Source organism: Candidatus Melainabacteria bacterium (assembly GCA_003963305.1).
Classification (GTDB): domain Bacteria; phylum Cyanobacteriota; class Vampirovibrionia; order Obscuribacterales; family Obscuribacteraceae; genus PALSA-1081.
In genome coordinates, this window is the sequence record RXJR01000003.1 from 172745 (window position 1) to 192171 (window position 19427).

18 protein-coding genes are annotated in these 19427 nt (G+C 48.5%); 11 read left to right on the forward strand and 7 right to left on the reverse strand.

The genetic code is table 11. The features are described from left to right. Positions 1-272 precede the first annotated feature (272 nt). The 4 genes from EKK48_03870 (at position 273) to EKK48_03885 (ending at position 4343) form a co-directional block, all read left to right on the forward strand. Positions 273-1604 carry a tetratricopeptide repeat protein gene (locus EKK48_03870; protein RTL45203.1) on the forward strand — a complete coding sequence of 444 codons (1332 nt, stop codon included), beginning with the start codon at positions 273-275 and terminating at the stop codon, positions 1602-1604. Between the two features lie 20 nt (positions 1605-1624). Then, positions 1625-2818: a tetratricopeptide repeat protein gene (locus tag EKK48_03875; GenBank protein ID RTL45204.1), complete on the forward strand. Its 1194-nt coding sequence runs from the start codon at positions 1625-1627 to the stop codon at positions 2816-2818. Then, positions 2808-3308, forward strand: a complete 501-nt coding sequence (locus EKK48_03880) for a DUF1648 domain-containing protein (protein ID RTL45205.1) — start codon at positions 2808-2810, stop codon at positions 3306-3308. The genes EKK48_03875 and EKK48_03880 overlap by 11 nt, the downstream gene beginning before the upstream one ends. 174 nt (positions 3309-3482) lie before the next feature. Then, positions 3483-4343 (forward strand): transglutaminase family protein, encoded by an 861-nt coding sequence (locus EKK48_03885; protein RTL45206.1) that lies wholly within the window; start codon positions 3483-3485, stop codon positions 4341-4343. A gap of 22 nt (positions 4344-4365) precedes the next feature. On the opposite strand, the gene EKK48_03890 is transcribed toward EKK48_03885, so the two are convergent. Continuing rightward, positions 4366-5271, reverse strand: coding sequence for a universal stress protein (locus EKK48_03890; GenBank protein ID RTL45207.1), 906 nt, complete (start codon positions 5269-5271; stop codon positions 4366-4368). 186 nt (positions 5272-5457) lie between these two features. On the opposite strand from EKK48_03890, the gene EKK48_03895 reads away from it, so the two are divergent. Both EKK48_03895 and EKK48_03900 read left to right on the forward strand, forming a co-directional pair. Beyond that, a complete protein-coding gene (locus EKK48_03895) occupies positions 5458-6720 on the forward strand; it encodes a hypothetical protein (protein RTL45208.1) in 1263 nt (420 codons plus the stop codon). Positions 6721-6865: 145 nt separating this feature from the next. Further along, positions 6866-7456 carry a DUF1003 domain-containing protein gene (locus tag EKK48_03900; protein ID RTL45209.1) on the forward strand — a complete coding sequence of 197 codons (591 nt, stop codon included), beginning with the start codon at positions 6866-6868 and terminating at the stop codon, positions 7454-7456. Between the two features lie 59 nt (positions 7457-7515). On the opposite strand, the gene EKK48_03905 is transcribed toward EKK48_03900, so the two are convergent. Next, on the reverse strand, positions 7516-9045 hold the full coding sequence (locus tag EKK48_03905) for a DUF4388 domain-containing protein (GenBank protein ID RTL45210.1): 1530 nt from the start codon (positions 9043-9045) through the stop codon (positions 7516-7518). A gap of 242 nt (positions 9046-9287) precedes the next feature. Here EKK48_03905 and EKK48_03910 point away from each other — a divergent pair, with 242 nt between their 5' ends. After that, positions 9288-9815 carry a hypothetical protein gene (locus EKK48_03910; GenBank protein RTL45211.1) on the forward strand — a complete coding sequence of 176 codons (528 nt, stop codon included), beginning with the start codon at positions 9288-9290 and terminating at the stop codon, positions 9813-9815. 43 nt (positions 9816-9858) lie between these two features. On the opposite strand, the gene EKK48_03915 is transcribed toward EKK48_03910, so the two are convergent. After that, a complete protein-coding gene (locus tag EKK48_03915) occupies positions 9859-10662 on the reverse strand; it encodes a hypothetical protein (protein RTL45212.1) in 804 nt (267 codons plus the stop codon). Between the two features lie 53 nt (positions 10663-10715). Continuing rightward, entirely contained in the window at positions 10716-11246 is a 531-nt protein-coding gene (locus tag EKK48_03920) for a hypothetical protein (GenBank protein ID RTL45213.1), read from the reverse strand. Positions 11247-11601: 355 nt separating this feature from the next. Between EKK48_03920 and EKK48_03925 the strand changes: the two genes are divergently transcribed. The 4 genes from EKK48_03925 to EKK48_03940 all read left to right on the forward strand — a co-directional run bounded on the left by EKK48_03925 (position 11602) and on the right by EKK48_03940 (position 15574). Next, complete coding sequence (locus tag EKK48_03925) at positions 11602-12582, forward strand: Dam family site-specific DNA-(adenine-N6)-methyltransferase (protein ID RTL45214.1); 981 nt, start codon at positions 11602-11604, stop codon at positions 12580-12582. Positions 12583-12713: 131 nt separating this feature from the next. Continuing rightward, the gene (locus EKK48_03930; GenBank protein ID RTL45215.1) at positions 12714-13229 is read left to right on the forward strand and encodes a hypothetical protein; all 516 of its coding nucleotides are present in this window, start codon (positions 12714-12716) and stop codon (positions 13227-13229) included. Between the two features lie 100 nt (positions 13230-13329). Beyond that, positions 13330-14193: a pirin family protein gene (locus EKK48_03935; GenBank protein ID RTL45216.1), complete on the forward strand. Its 864-nt coding sequence runs from the start codon at positions 13330-13332 to the stop codon at positions 14191-14193. 151 nt (positions 14194-14344) lie between these two features. After that, a complete protein-coding gene (locus EKK48_03940; GenBank protein ID RTL45217.1) occupies positions 14345-15574 on the forward strand; it encodes a hypothetical protein in 1230 nt (409 codons plus the stop codon). A gap of 126 nt (positions 15575-15700) precedes the next feature. Here the strand turns inward: EKK48_03940 and EKK48_03945 are convergent, their stop codons facing one another. The 3 genes from EKK48_03945 to EKK48_03955 form a co-directional block, all read right to left on the reverse strand. After that, complete coding sequence (locus EKK48_03945; protein RTL45218.1) at positions 15701-16690, reverse strand: transglutaminase family protein; 990 nt, start codon at positions 16688-16690, stop codon at positions 15701-15703. Positions 16691-16790: 100 nt separating this feature from the next. Continuing rightward, positions 16791-17912, reverse strand: coding sequence for an alpha-E domain-containing protein (locus tag EKK48_03950; GenBank protein ID RTL45219.1), 1122 nt, complete (start codon positions 17910-17912; stop codon positions 16791-16793). Continuing rightward, positions 17888-19324 carry a circularly permuted type 2 ATP-grasp protein gene (locus EKK48_03955; protein RTL45284.1) on the reverse strand — a complete coding sequence of 479 codons (1437 nt, stop codon included), beginning with the start codon at positions 19322-19324 and terminating at the stop codon, positions 17888-17890. The genes EKK48_03950 and EKK48_03955 overlap by 25 nt, the downstream gene beginning before the upstream one ends. Positions 19325-19427 lie beyond the last annotated feature (103 nt).

The window sequence follows — 19427 nt, forward strand, 5'->3', positions numbered from 1 at the left end:
AAGCAAAGAAGAAGAAATTCCCATTTGATTGAAACACCCAACAACACCGCGTCAACAGCGTGTTGAAGGGAGCGAATTGAGTACTGCCAGACCCATTTCGTGGTGTTACAGGCGGTGCGAAAGCTCGCGTCTCCCAGCCCACCTTTACGCCACCCCTGGCTACATGCCAGGGGGGCATTTGATTTTTTATAGCGAAAGGTCGTCAAATCGGGCTAAATGCACCTTAAAAGTGTTATTTTAGCTTGATGTAACCAGCAAAAAGAGTAAACGGAATGGTTTGGGAAGAACTGCATCAGTCAGGAGTAGAAGCGCTAGAGCGGGGCGAGTATTCCGAGGCTGAAAGGTATTTGCAAAAAGCCGTTGCCGAGGCCGGCAAAGATCAGGCAAATGTTGCTACGACTCTGTATTCGCTTGGACAAGTGCATGCCCATCTGCAGGACTATCCTAAAGCCGAAGCGGAACTGACACGCGCCCTGGCAATTCGCGGCAAGGTCTTAGGGCTAGAGCATCCTGAAGTCGCTCGCGTCATCGACGAACTGGGTCTCGTTTACTTTAATGAGCAGAAATATTCTCAGGCCGAGCCCCTCTTGAGACGCGGTCTGGAGATGCGTAAGAAGTTGTTGGGCGACAAACACCCCGATGTTGCTGACAGCATGGTTTCTCTGGCTACTTTGTGTGAGTCGGAAAAGAACTTGCAGGAAGCTGAGACTCTGTTGCAACAGGCTCTATTGATTCAAGAAGAAAGTCTTGGACCCGACGATGTCAGACTTGCGCCGACTCTAGGTTTACTCTCTGTTCATGCTTTCAACAAGAAAGATTATCGCAAGGCAGAAGAGCTGGCTAAATGGGGTCTGACAATCCGTGAGAATGGTCTGGGGCAGCACCATCCAGACGTGGCTATGAGTTTGCATGTGCTGGCTATGATCGCACTCACTCAACATGATTTTGTTAAGGCCGAGGCTTGCTATCGGCGTGCCCTGGCGATTCGTGAACGCACCTTGCCGCCCAGTCATTCTGGAATCGTCAGTGTATTGAAGAATCTTGGCATTACCTATTACTTGCAAGCTAAGTATGTGCAAGCTGAGGAGGTTTACAGCCAGCTTGAGGGAATTGCTGAAATTGCCGCCAATACAGCAGATATGTTGCTTTCATGGCGTCAGCGTAGTTGGATTCGACTGCGCGAGCGTAAATTCAAAGAATGCGAGAAATTCACCGTTACAGCTTTGCAGCGTATGAAAGATCTCGACATTCAAGACAAAGAGACCACTGATAGTCTCAATTTGAGTTTATTCTCCTGCTACGTGGCACAGAAAAATTTTGTCAAAGCTGCGCAAACTTTGCCGACGACGGCTATCACCATGGGCAAACGCTTGCTCAAGAAGAACTCGAAAAATTCGGCGAAGGATGCAGAGGCAGGCGCTAAGAAAAACGCTGAACCAAAAGTGAAAGAGAAAAAGCCTGCCAAAAAAAGCAGCAAACAGATCAAAGATGAGATGAAGAGAGCTCTTGATGAGGAAGATGGCGAACTCCTCGAACAGCCGGATCTTAAGAAAAACAGCTCCAAAAAGAATGGAAAGGCAAAGCGTGCCAAAGTAATAAAATAGACGACAAGCGGAGTAGCAAGATGTCCTGGCAAAAGAGTAAGAGCGAGGCTCATGACGCCTTCACCAACGGTCGCTACATCGATGCAATTCGCCTCTATCAGAATGCTATTGCTCAGATCGAAGAAACCGAGCAGCCTGACGCGCTGGGAACTGTATATGGTGCTCTCGCCGAGTCTTTATTCAAGCAGGGAAGATTTGACGAAGCTGAGGAAGCATTTAAGAAGGCAATTGAGTACCAACAAGGTGACTCAGGTGAATTGCCCGAAACGCTGGAGTCGGCCGTTTTATTGACGAACTTCGGTGCTTTCTATGCGGACCGACAAAATTTTGAAGAGTCCGACCGCATGTTGAGCAAGGCTCTGTCTATGAAGAAAAATCTTGGCGCCGACGAGCTTTCGATTTCCAAAACGCTGACTGAAATCGGCATACTCAAGCTAGATCAAGATAAGTTCAAAGAAGCTGAGCCGATGCTCAGTCAGGTGTTGGGCATCCAGGAGCGTGAACTGGGAAAGGATGATGTTGCCTACGCTGAGAGCTTGAACAATCTGGCTGTTTTGCACTCCAAGAAGAAGAATTATGCTCTCGCCGAACCTCTCTGTAAACGCGCACTGAAAATTCGTGAGAACAAGCTAGGGCTCGAGCATCCTGCCGTAGCCGAGAGTCTGCATAATCTGGGCGTGCAATATTTGAAACAGGGCAGAGCCGACAAGGCAGAGCCTCTGTGGCGCCGTGCTCTGACTATACAGGAGCAGACCTATACTGCCGATCATCCGCGTCTCGTCCTTACACTCAACCACCTGGCCAGTGCCTGTCTCAGTCTCGGTAAGTTTGACGATGCAATTGAGTTTTACAAACGTGCGCTGGATATATCGGAGCGCACCGGCGGCGGTGATAAGCATAACTTGATGAACAGCGTTGCCGGACTGGGCATGACTTATCTGAGAAGTGCGAAATTCAAAGAAGCCGAGCCCTATATCAAGAGATCGCTCGATATGCTCGACGAAGTCGAAGAGGACCATGGTACTCTCGAACATGGCTATTTGAATGAACTTTTCACGTGCTACATCTTCCAGGGCAAATTTGGTGATGCACTCAGTTTAGTGCCTGATACTATGCGAGCAAGCCATACGACTCAGGTCAACGAAGTTCTCGACACTTTTATAAAGGTCGGTAAGTTCGCAAACAAGTTGTTCGATAAGAGCGATGAGAGCTAATCGTCCTCGCCTACATTTGCCGATGTCGCTTACGGAGTGGGCACTGCAAGCGGTTACGTTTTCACTTGTATGCGGTACTGCTGCTATCGTTGCCTACTACTGGCCAACTTTGCCGGAACGAGTCGTAGTTCACTTCGACATTCTAGGACGCCCGGACGGATATGGTTCCAAGAACACTTTGTTGTTCCTCTGTGGCGTAAACGTATTCAATTTTCTGTTGATGAGCGTGTTGAGCCGATTCCCTCACACGTTCAATTACTTGCGACCAATAACTGAGAAAAATGCAGCAAGCCAATATTTACTGGCCAGGAAATTTATCTACGTTATGAATTTGGAAGTGACCGGCATTATGTTTTTTGCCATCTGGAGTTGCATTCAGGTATCGATTGGTGCCGCTCAAACTCTTGATTCAGGCAGCATGATGACTTTACTAGCGGCCGTCTTTATCTCAACGGCTATTTACATGTTCAGAACCAGCCGAGCGCAGTGATTGGTACTCGACATCTGATTACTTTTCAATATTGTTCAAAAGCGGCTTGGACTGTGCCTCCTCTTGAAAATATAAAGTGAGAGTAATAAATAAGTAGCCACCTACTGCACATTGAGCTACGATGTTGGGGCGGTTAGACAGCGCGGTTAATCTGTCGGCAACAGGAGAACCCCTATGTACATTCGCGTTGGCTATGAAATGGTATTTGATTTTCCAAATCCAACGGCGATGATTTTCCTTTTGCATCTGTTGCCCTCACGCGCCGGTGACCTCTGTCACCCCGATGAGCTGAAAATCACGCCCAATGTTCCAATTTCAGAATTTACAGATTGGTTTGGCAATCGCTGCGCCCGCATCGTAGCTCCGGCGGGCAAACTGACAATTACAAGCGATACGATCGTAAAAGATAGCGGGGTTCCGGACCCCGCAGTACTTGATGCCGTGCAACATCCGGTCGAGGAACTGCCTCCCGAGTGTTTACAATTTTTGCTTCCCAGTCGCTATTGCGAAGTCGACAAACTAGGCGATGCCGCCTGGGAGTTATTTGGCAACTTGCCGCCCGGTTGGGCTCGTGCTCAGGCTGTTTGCGATTGGGTTTTCGATAACGTCAAATTTGGTTATCAGTTCGCCAATGCCACCAAAGGTGCATACGAGGTTTATCAAGATCGCAAGGGCGTGTGCAGAGACTTCACGCATCTGGCTGTGACGTTTTGTCGAGCCCTGAACATTCCTGCCCGCTATGCTACAGGTTATCTGGGTGACATCGGAGTTTCAGTTGATTCACCAATGGATTTTAGCGCCTGCTTCCAGTGCTACCTGGGCGGAAAATGGCACACTTTTGACGCCAGGCATAACGTGCGAAGAATCGGTTGGATACTAGTTGCCACCGGACGCGATGCTGCAGATTGTGCCATTACGACTTCATTTGGACCACACACCCTGGACAAATTTCTTGTCTGGGCTGATGAAGTGCCGACCGATGAATTGATCATGCCGCGGCCTTTAGATCCGCGTCTTGCAGCGGCAGGTTTTTAGTCTCTGGCACTGTATCCGGTGCTCAGCTTTTTAATTTGACGACTTCAACCGGACAGGGCGCATGCAAAACGACCTCCTGAGAGACGCTGCCCATAAAAAAGCGTTTCAAGTGACCACGCTGGCGAGATCCCATGACGATTAAGCCGGCCTCCATCGCGTTTGCCATTGACAAGATCGCGTCAACGGGCTGACCTTCGCGCAACTCGATGTTGACTTTGCCGATGCCGATTTTTTCTTCTAACTGATTGGCGTAGTCTTCGAGCAGCTTGGTGGCGGAATCTCGAAGTCTGTCTATTTCGATCGATTCAGCCTGCGCATAAAGTGCGTCTACACCTGATGCTTGAATATCATCTGGTACTGCAATGACTGATAGCAGGGTAAAGCGTGCATCGTCATTCCAGGGCAGATTTAGAATCCAATCCATGGCATTTTTAGAATCTTTCGTGTCGTCGAGTGCGACGAGGATATCGTTATCGAAACTCGGGCTGCCAGTGTGTGCATGTTGGTATCGCGCAATTAAGGTCGAACAGTGCCCATGCAGCAAAATATTTTGCGAGACGCTTCCCAGAAAAAGCCTGGCCACTCCGTGGCGTCCATGTGAACCTACTACAATCAGATCCGCCCATTTTGAGGCTTCCAGAATTATTTCTTTGCTGTCGCCAAATTGTGCTTCGGCCAGTGCCTTACAACCGGGGAAACGCTCGCTGAGCTGGTCGGCTATTTCCTGCGTGAACTCTTTGGCTGCTGCAAGAGCTTTGTTCAGGAAGGCTTCCGCTTCGTCTCGCTGCATTACTGCAAAGATTGGTTGACGCCGTTCGACTGCGCAGAAGACCTTGAACGTTGCATCTTCGGGCCAGGTACGACTTAGCACGACATCAACTGCCACTTGCGAATGGGGCGAGTTATCGACCGCCAACAGTATGTTCACGAGCCTTCCTCTGAAGTCCCAATTATTTTACACAGGTTATCGATTCTCAGCTGAGTTTATATTGTGTAATTTTTGGAGAGCTGTACCTTCTTCCCTCAGTCACGAAAGCTGCACGACAAGTCATTAAGATGTTGGTGTTCTGGGAAATCTTATGCTGAAGGCTGTGTCGGAGGCTACGTCTCTGTTATGAGTTCATTGACCAGATTGAGTCCGCAGACTTCCAAAGCATTCGCCCGTGCGTTGGTCCTTTTTCTGGAAGCTTGTATATTTTCGGGGCTTTCTCAGCTACCTGCTATATCCTTGCCGGTGGTCGATCAAAGAGAACTACAGCTCGGTATACAGAGTTTCAACTCCAAACACTACTCTGATGCGATCTCTCATCTTCAGTTCTATGTCAATGCCAATCAGCATGATGCCGTTGGGCACTACTACATGGCGAATTGCCTCTGCAGTCTTGGCTATCAGCAACCTGCCATCGATGAATATGGTAGGGCATTAAAAGAATCTACCTCGCAAAAATTGACTGACTATTGTCGCGAGGCAATTCGATCGATGCAAGCATCGAAACAGAATTCCGGTTCTTCCAACACTGTTAGCGCTGTCGCGTCTTCCGTCGGCTCTGCGGCAGCAAGAACTACGGTATCTGCGGGCTCAAGCGGGGGCGTGCAGACGCAGCCTGTAGATGGTGGGTTTAGACCGATGAAGTTGCCGCTGCCGATGCAAAGCCAATTGTTGCGAGCAGATGCATCTTCAGGATCTATACTCGATGCTGCACCGCCTGTAGTGCCGAAGCTGACTGTCGACCCTGTTTTGCTGTATCAAAACCGCTCCGGGGTTCCCGACCGGGCTCTCGAGAAGACGTTGACCAGAATGGTTGAGCAAACAAATAGTGACCTGGACGGTTTGCAAAAGGATAACTCCGCTGAATTGCTAAGCATCAAAGACCATCTGGCGACAACAATCTCCAGATTGAATCGTGATTGCGATCTCCGTATCCAAGCTGCCATCGACAGCAGCCAGCGGTCCACCACCAGTACGAGCAGTTCTTTGGAAAATTCAATTGACTCTATTAAGAAGGATACTCAGATTAAGATTGAGAACGCCAAAAGAGCTGCCGAATCTCAGGCGTTGGCACTTCAACAGGACATTTTGTATCGAGCCGGTAAGCTAATTGCCGCTTCGCAGCTTTCGCAGAGTCAAATTGCCGATGCTAGAAAGATTCCGGGCAGTCCTAACTTGCAACTGGCTGGGTCTGATCTCTACACACGCAATTACTTGCCCAGCCCCGAACCGCCTCCGCCAGATCAGTTACTAGCCACGCCCGAGCGCCTGATTCTCGATGCCCACACCAGTCCGGGCAAAATTCTATACCGGGTTGTAAAAGAGACCCCGCCACCGGTCATAGCGCCAGAGACAGACTTAAAGGTGCACGGCGAACTTGTAAAGTAAGCCGCTGGAAGGTGCACGGTGAGCTGGTCAACAAAGTGATTTCAAGGTGCACGGCGAACCTATAAAGTATTCGAATTAAGTGTGCCGAAATAAGTGTGCATGGTCAACTTTGCAGTAACCAGAGGCGGTGTCAGATCTTCACAAAATGTCTACACTTCTGTGCTACGGTGCTCGTAATTGTTTTGTTGGAGATACCCATTTGATTAATGGTTCACATCACAAGGTTGTCGAAGTGGCAACGACACTTCTTAAGCGAATTCCTCGACTTCATAAGCCACAAAATGTCAATGAGAAGCATGCCCAATCTCTCGGCACCAACGACCGCATAGCGCTCGCCGTAACCAATGCTATGGGCACGATGTGGGCCCTTTACTTTATGGCGCTCTTCATGTTGGCGTGGTGCATGTGGCAATTCATTATGCGTGATAAAGCCTTTGATCCATATCCATTTGCTTTTCTTCTGTTTCTCGGTAATATCGTGCAGTTGTTGCTTATGCCTTTAATTATGGTCGGGCAGAGTATTCTTTCTAAACACGCTGAGATGCGCGCTGATGAGCAGTACAAGACAACGCTCACCAGCTATCAGGATCTCGAGCACATAATGGAGCATCTGGATGCTCAGGACAAAGAACTAATTCGTCAAACACAGATGCTAATGCAATTGATTCAGGCGCAGAGTGAAGCGCCTGATGCGTCGCACAGCCGAGCAATTGCGCCGGGCGATGGTCTGCAATAACGGTTGTGTCCCTGGTCAACCTTTGCAGGCGATGGTCTGAGATAGCGCTTGCTTGCTGGTCAACTGCTACAGGCGATTCTCGCATTCGTTTGCTGCGCCTTCTTGAGCAGTTTAAACGATGACGCCAATACGTCTGCAAGTTGTATTCCGTCTTTGGGCGCTGTCGCCAAACCGCCGGTCAGGGTCATACCATCCATGTCAATCTTTTCGGATAATTTGTCCAGGAAACTGTTGAGACGAATGGTTGTCTCTTCAACTTTGGACATAGGTAACAAAATCAAAACTCTGTTCGGTTGCCAAAACGTCATGCATTCATAAGGGCGTTTTATGGTATCAAATGTGGTGGTGACTGCTTTTAATGCTTCATTGGTAATTGCTGCAGCCTGCACGTTGAATTCGAACATGGCCAGGCAGCACGGAACGCGGCGCGCCAGTTCTTTATCCGCAAAGCTCAAGAATAGACCATAACTGAGCATACCCGAGTCTGGCTGCAACAGACCCCGGTCGGCGTTCTTGATCAGCTCACCAATGTTTGAGAAAGCGTCTGAGCATTGTTCTTCATCATTGGTCACTCCGCGCGCACCAATAAGCGTGCTGGAGACGAGAGAATAGATGACCGGTATCCAAATGGTTCTATCCATCGAGAGAGCGTCGATGATTTCAGATAAAGGGCGCGGTTCTCGCAATGCCAGGAAGACTTTCTTCTGATAGTCAATATGCATTGGCAGTCCATTCGCCAGTTTAGCCTCGAACTGCGACTCTGACAGACTATTCTCTTTGCGATAAATAATCGTGGATGGAATTATCCCTTTTTTTTCGATGGAGTTTTTGTAATCGAGAAGAGTTGCGCCTTCCAGAACCAGATTTTGCAAGCGCTTTTCTACCGATCTTTCGGCAGTCTGCCAACCGTGCTGAAATTGGAAAGCTCCCTCGTCCCAGGTGAATACTTCAAGCAGAACTTTCTCGCCCCGAACACCCTTGGATATGTCCATTAAGTGACTGGACGAAGCGTGAACCAGTTCACCTTGTGTGAAAAAAATCTCGACCTGCTGAGTGGCATCATATACGTTCAGGCGTCCGGTCATTTTGCAGAGGCTTATGGATTGCAAAATGCTCGCCACGTCAACTTCTTTGAGTTCGCCCGAGAGATTCACGCCCGCACTGCCGCGGTCCGTCTGGAGTGACTGTGACGTGGTCATCTCAGGCTCCGAAAAGCTCCGAAGCGGTGGCTGTTGAGCACCGCCTGCCGCTCTGTGATATGAATCGCGAGGGTTTGACTGAGTCTCTTGAGCAGTTTCTTCGGTGAAGGCGGCAGTTTGTGTTTTGGGCAGACGTGTTTCTTCCAGAAGATTCTGAATGATCGCTATGTCGCCCGACGCCATACGCCATAAATCAGCCCTGTCTTTGCCGTTTTCGCGAATTTCGTACAGAGTCCACTCCGGCGCGACCATCTCTCCGGTCTTGCCTCTTTCCCAGCCGCGGCGCTCTTTCATGGTCGAGCATGTGACGGTGAGAGTGTAGATCATCTCGTGGTTCGGATGGTCCCAACTCAGCTGGGCGGAACTGTTCTTGTTTGCATCCGCGAGCATTTGACGAAGCCTGGTTTCGTTCGGAGCACTGCTAAGGCGCGCGGTTGTTTTCTGCCTTCCGATCAACGTTAAACCCTCAATGCATAACTAATCTTATATTCCCAGGGCTGGGTGGATTATGCGCCGGGCACTATTTACCTTAAGGGACGTTTGTTGTGCGCCGATCCGGTGAACAATTACTGGCGGAAGCCGTTTTAGCTCTTATTTACTAGCCTATCGAGTTAATTGTCTGCATGGAAGATGTGTTCAAGCGACTGTCCGAAATCATCGGTGAGGAAATAGATTCTCCTGTCTGCAGAAAATTTGTGCAAGACCTGAAAGAGGAGCCTCTCAATGCGAAAAGCTTGTATTTCTTCCCTGAGACCGGTTTTTCGTTAGTATCAGCCAGACGTATCTTCGTCAGGGCGTTCTTGAATGTTCGAACGCCCAGAGACCCCGGCTACATCAATGCTTTCACCGGCCAACTGCCCTGCGGGGTCAGCCCGTACGACAGTCGTGAGGTGATACAGAGCAAACTCGCGGGAAAACTCGTTTCATCATCCGAAACCGAAGACCAGTTTGATTTTGCACCGCTGACGCTGTTCATCAAATATGCGCAAGATGGTTCAGGGGTCTGTTCGCTTTCGATTGGTTTCAGTGATGACAATTTGCCGGAAGGTTTGACGCCTGAAATAGTTGAGAATAGCGGTGGTTCGGTGCAATACGGAGTTTTACATCGTCCTGTAAGAAAGCGCGTTGGACCAAGGCATAAACCTGGGCGAAACCACTGAATGAATCGTCAAATAGAAACTACGGCGCGAATTTTTCGCACCATCAAGGAAGTAGCTTGAGCGTTCTCAGGTCTTCGATTGGTTCGTCGAATGAGCATGACCCAACTGAGTGTATGAAATTCTTCCGCGCGTCGCGAATTTGGGCAACTGACAAAACCTTCTTACGCCATTTTGCTGTTTCAGTAAAGGAAAAATTGGCCGCATCGGTTTCTGCAATTATAGGCTCGATGTCGCGTTCTCCGTGCCAGGCGAAACACGACGCCATCAAAACATTTATAAATCCGTGCATCACCGCCTGCGGTGCATTGCATTCATAAGTGAGCGGGTGCATGGCGCGAATGGGATGATGCAAACCAGCCGTTGCCTTGAATGCAAGCTTGCGCTCGGCGCAATCGGTAATAAATCTAGCCACATCAGCTGTGCTTGGAATAGCCTCTGGGGTCAGACCGCCGGTGCGAATTTTTGCAAAGCAGTTTGCTGCTTTTGCGGCATCTAGTTGTTCGTTGTTTCCTGGCAGAATTTCACAATAAACAGGTTTCTGTGCGACGACAATCGACTTGGTTTCCAGCGATGCCACACGCTCATCATCTGTTTCCCCGACCATCGCAATCAGTGAGTTAAGCGAGGGGGGTGAATTCTTCGCTTGATCCGTTCCGAGTACGAGCCAATGCAGCATCCATGAATATTCGCCATTTCTGTAGGTTTTGTAGTTGTCCAGCGCCGTGTCGAAAGACAACTTTGCAGGAGGAAAAATGCCTGCGTAATCAATAAAGTTTTCGAGCAGTGCTTTTAAGGAAGGTGCAACTAAGTTCGAATTTGTAGTCTTTTCGCTGGAAGTTTCGTGCATTTTGGCTGAATTCCTCATGCGCCTGAATTTACTTACTATCGTCTTCTCGCCGCTTAATCATAAACTGAAAGACTGGCTTGTTGCTTTCTGATTTGATTTTTGAGGTCCTCTGCGTCCTTAGTTCGACTGTGTTCTATCAACAAATTGCTGTAATTTTCCAGCACGTTGTTGAGTACTTCCCTCGTCGCTTTGGCAAAGGCCTGGTTCCCGAGCTTTTGCAATCTATCAAGCTCAGCCTGGATAGGTCCTGCAGAGTCATACTGTTCTTTTGTAATCGGGCTAACTGGATCCATGGCGCAGTAAGCCATTGCCTTACGGTAATAAGATTCGGCTTCTGCATAAAGCTTCTCTCGGTGCAAACAATAACCTAAACGCTCTGCTGTCTGAGCTGCGCTCGTGGGTTTTTCGGTCTCCGCTGCCTTTTCCGCCTTTTTCAGGATCGTGATGGCACCGTTAAAATCGTTGCTTTTGATTAGCTTTAAGCTTTCCAAGTACATGTCTGACCACGAATGATAATTCTCCATTCTGGCGACAAAGTCATCCATAAAGTCGTCGGCCATTGCGATTCCTGTTGAAGTCAACATTATTCTACCCAGAGGCGTAATGTTAGACGCGATTTGCGGAGCTTTACCACGAATCCGTTCAACTACTGCAGACTCTCCTACGGTTCTCGTTCAACAGGATTTATGGCTATATCTTGAGGATATCCGTGCTAATTCTTCGACCGAATCTGTTCAATTTTTCAATTTAATTATTTGCGAATCAGGAGTGCATGTATTTCGCAGTCGTGATTCGTAAGCTGGTAACACTTCGAAAAATTGAATAGTGTTTTCGGCTGTATATGTCTTGTGCACCACTGGGCGGTACTTTCCGAAAAATTTTAATGCGTCATAATACCAGTAGGCGTGAAACGCTGACTACGTGCGGGCTACATATTATATGGATATACAAACTGAAATCATTTCGATAAGTCCGCAAGACGTTGAATACGAACGTCCTGAAGCACCGTCCGCGGTTCAGGTGGTGGCACGCCCGTTCTTAAAGTGGGTTGGTGGCAAAACTCAGATTTTGCCGCATATTGACGCTAACATTCCTATTCAACTGCGAGACAGCGACATAAGTGCTTATATAGAGCCATTCCTGGGTGGCGGTTCGGTCTTCTTTCATATTGCACAGAGATATAGAGTTAAGCGTTACCTGATATCTGACAATAATCGTGACTTGATTTGGGCTTACGAAACCGTTAAGTCTCACGTCGAACCAGTTATCGAAGCGCTTGCAAATTACCAACAAGAATTCTGGCCGCTTACTACCGAAGAACGCTCCAAGATGTATTACGACACGCGTGATGCGTTCAACAACAGTCGTAATGAAGATTCCGATGATATCGAGTTTCGTGTCGCGCGCACGGCGCAGTTGATATTTTTGAATAAGACTTGCTTCAACGGTTTATATAGAGTCAATGCTGCCGGCGCTTTCAATGTTGCGTTCGGTCGATATGATAAGCCACCGATTTGCGATCGGGAGAACCTATTGGCTTGTTCCAGAGTTCTTTCTGTTGCGGAAATTCGCCTCTGTGATTTTGGTGAGGTTCTTCATTCCGTCGGCTCTAATGCTTTCATTTATTTAGATCCCCCTTACCGCCCGATCAGCTTGACGGCAAATTTCACTTCCTATTCTCCAACAAACTTTGATGCAATTGAGCAGCAGCGCTTAGCGGCTCACTGTCTGGAGTTGGATAAACGCGAAAGCAAGTTGATGATCAGCAATTCCGATCCGAAAAACATCAATCCTGATGATCGGTATTTTGAAGAGACTTATCCGCACTTCCGCATCACCACTTTGGCTGCGAATCGAATGGTCAATTGCAAAACTGACCGACGCGGCAAAATCAGTGAACTCTTGATTACAAACTACTGAGTATTGATCGCTAATCCTCTGCGCATCTTTGCCGGTTGTAACGAGCTGTTCACCTTGTATTTGGAAAGCACACAATTCCTTTACATCTGCTGGCTAGAATGACGCCGGATATGTTCTCAAGGAGTCCGCGCATGAACAAATACATTCGAATCGCACTGACGACTGGCATCCTGCTTGCCCAATTGTCGTCCCAGGCGGGCGCGCAGTCTGGAGGTCAACCCGCGTTGGGCGCTGATCTTAGAGGCCAGATAGGTGGTCAATCGACTGCTCAGTCTTCGCCAATGCCATTCACTGCCACAAGTCCGTATTCCTATAGCGAGCCAGCCGGCAACAACTATGCTTCTCAGTCTCAGTCAGCTGCGACCGCTCCGATGCAGTCCAACATGGCTAGTGAAGCACCGGCACCTGGTGCTTCGAAATCTGCCAAGTCATCCAAAGCCTACAAGTCCTCCGGTAAGGCTCAGTCAAAGCATGGATTCTCGCCCGTTGGTGCTGTGCTTGGCGTGCCAGATAGAGCTGTCAAATCGTCTCTCGGCTTAACTGACCGAACAGCTAAGACAGGCCTCGGTTTAACCGATAGAACTGCCAAAACTGGACTTGGCATTACAGGCAAGACCACGAAGGAACTTTTCAAAGCGATTTTCTAGCCTTTCTCCCTCCGCCTTTATAAATTTATCTTGAAATCAAGATACTTGATGTCGAGACAATATGGTATATTGAATTTCGGCAACCTTAATAGGAGGGGCTATGAAAAAGGATATCGTCAGCGTACATAAAGCTCGGGCGCCTCACATGGTGGGCGATGGACTGCCGGTGCGCAATGTTTTCTCTTATACAGATTTAGGTAAGCGTGAGTTGAGCCCATTCTTAATGCTCGACTACGGCATGCCATCACAATTCAAACCAACTGAGGAAATTCTCGGTGTTGGAATGCATCCACATCGTGGTTTCGAAACAGTGACAATTGCATTTCAGGGGCGTCTGCAGCATCGTGACACCGCAGGCAATCACGGAGAGATTGGTCCCGGTGATGTCCAGTGGATGACCGCAGGCTCTGGGGTCTTGCATGAAGAACTGCACGCACCATCATTCAGGAAATCTGGTGGCACATTGCAAATGTTGCAGCTCTGGGTAAACTTGCCTGCTGAATTAAAAATGACAAGTCCGCAGTATCAAACTCTTGAGAACGATAGTATTCCTGTTGTGAATATCGGCGCAGCCAGGGTTCGAGTTATTGCCGGTGCTCTCGGCGATGTGAAAGGTCCTGCAAAAACCTTCACGCCGATCAACCTCTGGGATGTTCAAATCAGCGCGGGAGAAGTGAGTCTAACAGTTCCTCAGGATTACACGACAGCACTTTTTGTTATGGAAGGTACAGTCACCGTCAACGGTGCGCAAGAAGTGCAGGATCCCACTTTGATTCTTTTAGATAGAGGCGGTTCCGACGTGCATGTATCAGCGAAATCTGATGCTAGATTTATAGTGTTGAACGGCGAACCAATCGACGAGCCGGTTGTGGGTTACGGTCCGTTTGTAATGAATTCGCAAGAACAGATCGTCCAGGCAATGAAGGATTATTCTGCAGGAAGATTTGCGGGAGCCAATCGCTGACGTAGACTAAGCAAAATGAATAGGCAAATTCCGCACAAGAATTTGTCTATTCGTGTACTCTGTATAGGTTATTTCCGAACAGATTTTCAGCGTGGCAGATACCAGTCTAAACGATTCAGCGTGGCGAAGAGTTTGTCAGGACAGCTCGCTGATGAGCGATATCAATACCAACGGTTATGCTTACATCACGGCTAAATCCTTGAAGTCGATTGGGCAGCGTGAACCGCGTCTGATGGCTAAACTCGACAGCCTATCGGATAGACCCAAGGTCTTTGAGGAATTCCAATTAAATATCTTGCCTTCTGAGCGCGGCACTTATGTTGTGTTCAAGGATCCGAACAATCGAAGTTATTTTACGTTGCCTTCTCAGGTGCAGACGGCGCCTCCTGAACAACACATCTCACGAGTTGAGTTGGAGTTGTTTGATTCGATACCGAAAACATCTGCTTACAGTGAGTTTCAAGCGATAGATGTGGCGCATCTATCCGGCTTGTTGCAGTCTTTCTGTAATGAAGGCGAACTGCAGTTAACCACTAGAGGCCGAATGAGTTCTGGTGAGATTGATTTGTGGCTTCCCCAGATCGAACATCTGGTAAAGATCCGCAACGCGCAAATTGAAATTGATTCGGCATACGAGGCACATACTGCTATTCCATTGATTGAGGCTAAGACTGGTTTCCGTGCGGACTTTAACGTGCGTCAATTGCAATATCCGTACCTCTACTTATCATCTCTATCAAGCAAAAGAGTGGTGCCGATTTTATTGGCTTATTCAAACGGACAGTATCAGTTGTCTGAATTCAGAATTGGCAAGCAATTCGGTGAACTCGAGATGATCCGGCAACACTACTATGTAATCAACGAACCATCAGTGGTGAGTGTTAATCTTGAGCAGTTGATGAGCGATGTTCCGGCTGAGGCTGAACCGACGGACATTCCGCTGCCTCAGGCAAATGATCTCAATAAAGTTATAGACGTGATTTGTCTTGTTGAGCAGGGCTTATCTGAGCTGCCTGAGTTAACGGAGATGTTGGGCGTTGTAGAAAGACAAGCCTATTACTATGGTGATGCGGCAAAATATTTAGGATATCTCTCTGGCAAGAGAATTATTACAAGCGATGGCGTCTCGCTTGCCCATGAGAGATCACGTTTGGGACGTGTGCTCATGCTGCTAAAGCGGATGTTGGCTCGCCCCGTTTTGCGCGAGAGCATTATTTATTTGGCGTCCAGGGGATTTTCAATTGATGCTGTAGAGTCTAATGATCTGGCTGGAATTATCAAGTCTTATCGTGCAGATGTCACTGGCGATACAGTGGTCCGGCGCGCCTCTACATTGAAAAATTGGCTTCGCTGGTTGTTGACTTGTTGCGCCTTTGAGTAATTCTTCTGTCGCTATAGCTGCAGCTGTTTTTTGTTGTTGTTAATCATACTGCTGCTGCTGCTGCTGCTGCTGCTGCTGTTTTAGCTATTGCTATTGCTATTGCTATTGCTATTGCTATTGCTATTGCTATTGCTGCTGCTGCTGCTGCTCTTGTTGTTCCTGTTGCTCTTGCTCGGCTTGTTGCTCTTTGGTATCAAGTCTGGTGCCAGCATAGCAAGGTAAATTCAGCGCTCCAGTTCGTTCGGCAGCCAGTTCGAGAGGAATTGACAATAATTCTTCGGAGTGAACAGCAACTTCCATCTGTTCTTCGCCTTTGCCTTTATAAATACCCTTGTTCGGCGGAACATCCTGATAGTTTCTTCCAATCGCGACCTTGACGAAGTTCTCGCCGGCGACGCAATTGTTAGTGGGATCGACTCCTACCCATCCCATCGAAGGAAAATAGATTTCGACCCAGGCGTGCGTCTGGGAATAACCTCGCAGGCGCTGTCTGTCAGGATGCAGATAGCCGCTCACATAGCGCGCTGGAATATTGAGAGCGCGCGCCAATCCAATCATCAGGTGTGTGAAGTCCTGACAAACGCCGCGACCGTGTGCAAGTATTTCGGTTATTGAACTTGAGGCATTAGTAACACTTTTCTGGTATGTGAATTTCTCATCTATCAGTTTCAGCAAAGAAGTGACGACTGCACCGAGCTTTACGGGCGATCGCGAATTTGCTTTAGGAATGGCTGATTCTGCCAGCTCCCGCAGTTGCGGTGAATCTATAATCTTTCCGCCGAACAAGAGAAAATCGCACAAGGTGTAATCATAATTCGCATCGCGAATCCAGATGTCTGGAAAATGCTCCAGGCGAATTGGGCGCGCATCGGTTTGTACGATACTGGTAGCAATGATTTGAATTTGATTGTGCAGCGCGTTGATTGAGAAAGCGTGAACGGTGTTGCCCAGCCAATCGAAATAACTTTTCACTTGAGTCGCGGGACCGATATCCAGTCCAAAGGAAAGGCGGTGTTGATACTGCTCTTGCAGCGGCGCCATGCGCAGCTCCATAACGGATTCATTGATGTAGTCCGAGTAGTGCAAGTCAGTTGTGTGAGTTATTGATAAGAGCATCTTGTCTTAGAGTGTTGTTGTTGTTGTTGGGTTGGACTGTTTGGATTGTTTGACTTTGGGGACTGTTGGATTGGCTTGTAATTGCGGCTTCTTCTGTTCTTTAATGCAGGAAGTACGCATTCTCAATCGCGATTGAGGCTTCGTGAAGACTTGTCTGGATCTTGTTGAGGAATACTTTTAGATTGTCTCCTGCCAGTTCGCTCATCTCTGCGTATTCCAGTCGAGCACAGAGTCTGCCCAGTATTCGTTCAGCCGAGTCGGTCTCCTGCGGATGTACTGCCGATGCGATTCCAGCAATTGCTTCTTGGGCGGCTTTGACCGAGTATCTGACGTTTCGTGGTGACTCGTCATCGAGCAACAAAAATGCAGCCAGGTTGAGCGGGTCCAGGTCTCCAATGTACTTGCGTCGATAGGCTTCAATCGAGCAACAGCTTCTCAAAACGCCCATCCACTGAATATTCCGCAGTGGTGTTTCACAGAAGTCTCCGGAAGATTGCAGAATGTCGAAATTGGTATCAACAATGCGGCAAATCATGTCGGCTCGTTCAAGATACTTTGCTAACTGGATGAACTGCCAGCTCTGCGAGTGGGGCAGCGTTTGGTCCGCAACACCTTGAAATAGAAGGGAGCCCATTATGACTGAATGGAAAACTTCCTCTGGACACTCTTCGAAGCGCTGTTTAACATCGTCTCCCATGAGTGACCAGTAGAGTGTATTCAGCGTTTCCCACATCTCGGTGGAAATATTTTCTCTGATGCTGCGTGCGTTTTCGCGGGCTTTTGTTAGCGCGGCAATCAAATTGCGATTACTTTCGTTTGCCATGAAGTCAGACACATGCGGTCCCACCAACGGCTTTCCTGACAGCATCATCTCGGCACGCTGGTCGAGCCGCAATATTCGCAGAACGCCTAGCCATTGCTTTTCTTGCATGTCCTGTGCAAGTTCACCCAGGTCAATGAGCATGTGCGAATTGACCAACACAATTCTGGCAATGTGTTCGGCGCGCTCAACATATCTGCTCATCCAGTACATTGCTTCTGCAACACGCGAGAGCATCGGTCGTGATCTGCCGGCAGCCGGCTGCACAAGCGAGCTCTGCACTATTCGCTCACCTACGCGTTTAGACGGTTTAGCAACGGCTACGATTTTTGGAATCGGCCGTTCTTCCTCTTCTCCAGCAATTTCTGATTCAGTAGTCAGCGCACGTCCTCCACTACCCATGTGTCTTTGCTGCCGCCGCCTTGCGAGCTGTTTACGACTAAGCTGCCCTCTTCGAGTGCAACGCGCGTTAGCCCGCCCTGCATAACCATTGGTTTTTTGCCGTACAAAATGTATGGTCGCAAATCGATTCTTCTGCCTTCAAAATGATCAGAGACAAGACTCGGATGTTGACTCAATTCCACGATCGGTTGGGCAATGAAATTGCGCGGATCGCTTTTGATTTTTGCGGCAAATTCTGCTCTTTCTTCTTTGGTTGCTTTATGTCCCATTAGCATTCCGTAGCCACCTGAGCCGTTTGTATTTTTGACTACAAGCTGATCGAGATGATCGAGAACATAGGCACAATCGCTGCTGTCCTGGCAGTTGAAGGTCTGGACATTGTTAAGTATTGGTTCTTGCGACAGATAGAACTTGATCATTGCAGGAACATAAGGATAAACAGCTTTGTCGTCGCAAACTCCTGTTCCGACTGCATTTGCCAGAGCCACGTTACCGCAGCGATAGACAGTCATCAGTCCCGGCACTCCAAGAATGCTGTCGCCCCGGAAACAGAGCGGGTCGAGGAAGTCATCATCTAATCTTCTGTAGATTACGTCGACGCGTCGCAATCCGGCCGTCGTGCGCATGTAGACAAAATTGTTGTCTACGATCAAGTCTTTTCCTTCGACGAGTTCAACACCCATTTGTCGCGCCAGGAAGCTGTGTTCATAGTAGGCTGAGTTGTAAATGCCAGGCGTGAGAACGACAATGGTCGGATCATCGACTCGGAATTGAGCCAGTTCTTTCAAGCATTGAAGCAAGTTGTAGGGATAGTCTTCGATCGACCTGACTCGATAGCTGGCAAACAATGCTGGAAAGACGCGCTTCATGATGGCGCGATTTTCAAGCACGTAACTAACGCCGCTCGGGGTGCGTCCATTGTCTTCGAGAACCAGATAGTTGCCGTTTTTGTCGCGAATCAAGTCAGTGCCGCAGACATGAATGTAAATATCATTGGGTACGCTAACGTGAATCATTTCACGCCGAAACATCTGGGCTGAATAAATCAGCTCTGGTGGAACGATTCCCTCGCGCAAAATTCGCTGATCGTGATAGACGTCGTGACAGAACATATTCAGAGCGGTAATGCGTTGCTCCAAGCCACGTTCGATCACTTGCCACTCTGAGGCGGGCACAATGCGTGGCACGAGATCGAACGGAAAGATACGTTCGACGCCAGTGTCATCGTTGTACACCGTGAAAGTGATGCCCTGATTTCTGAATGACAGGTCTGCCATGCGGCGACGCCGTTCAAAGGCAGTGCTGCTGAGTTCGGCCAGTTGCCCGAAAACTGATTCGTAGTGTGGACGCGGCACGTCTTTAGCTTCGAACATTTCGTCGAAGATGCCGTTCAATTGATACTGGTTGAACATGCCGCCAGCAAATCCCCTATTTAAGCATCCGGCTACTGCCGTTTCACCTCTCATGATACTGGGATTAGCAGAGCTTGCAAGTGGTCTTGTCATTCTATAAATC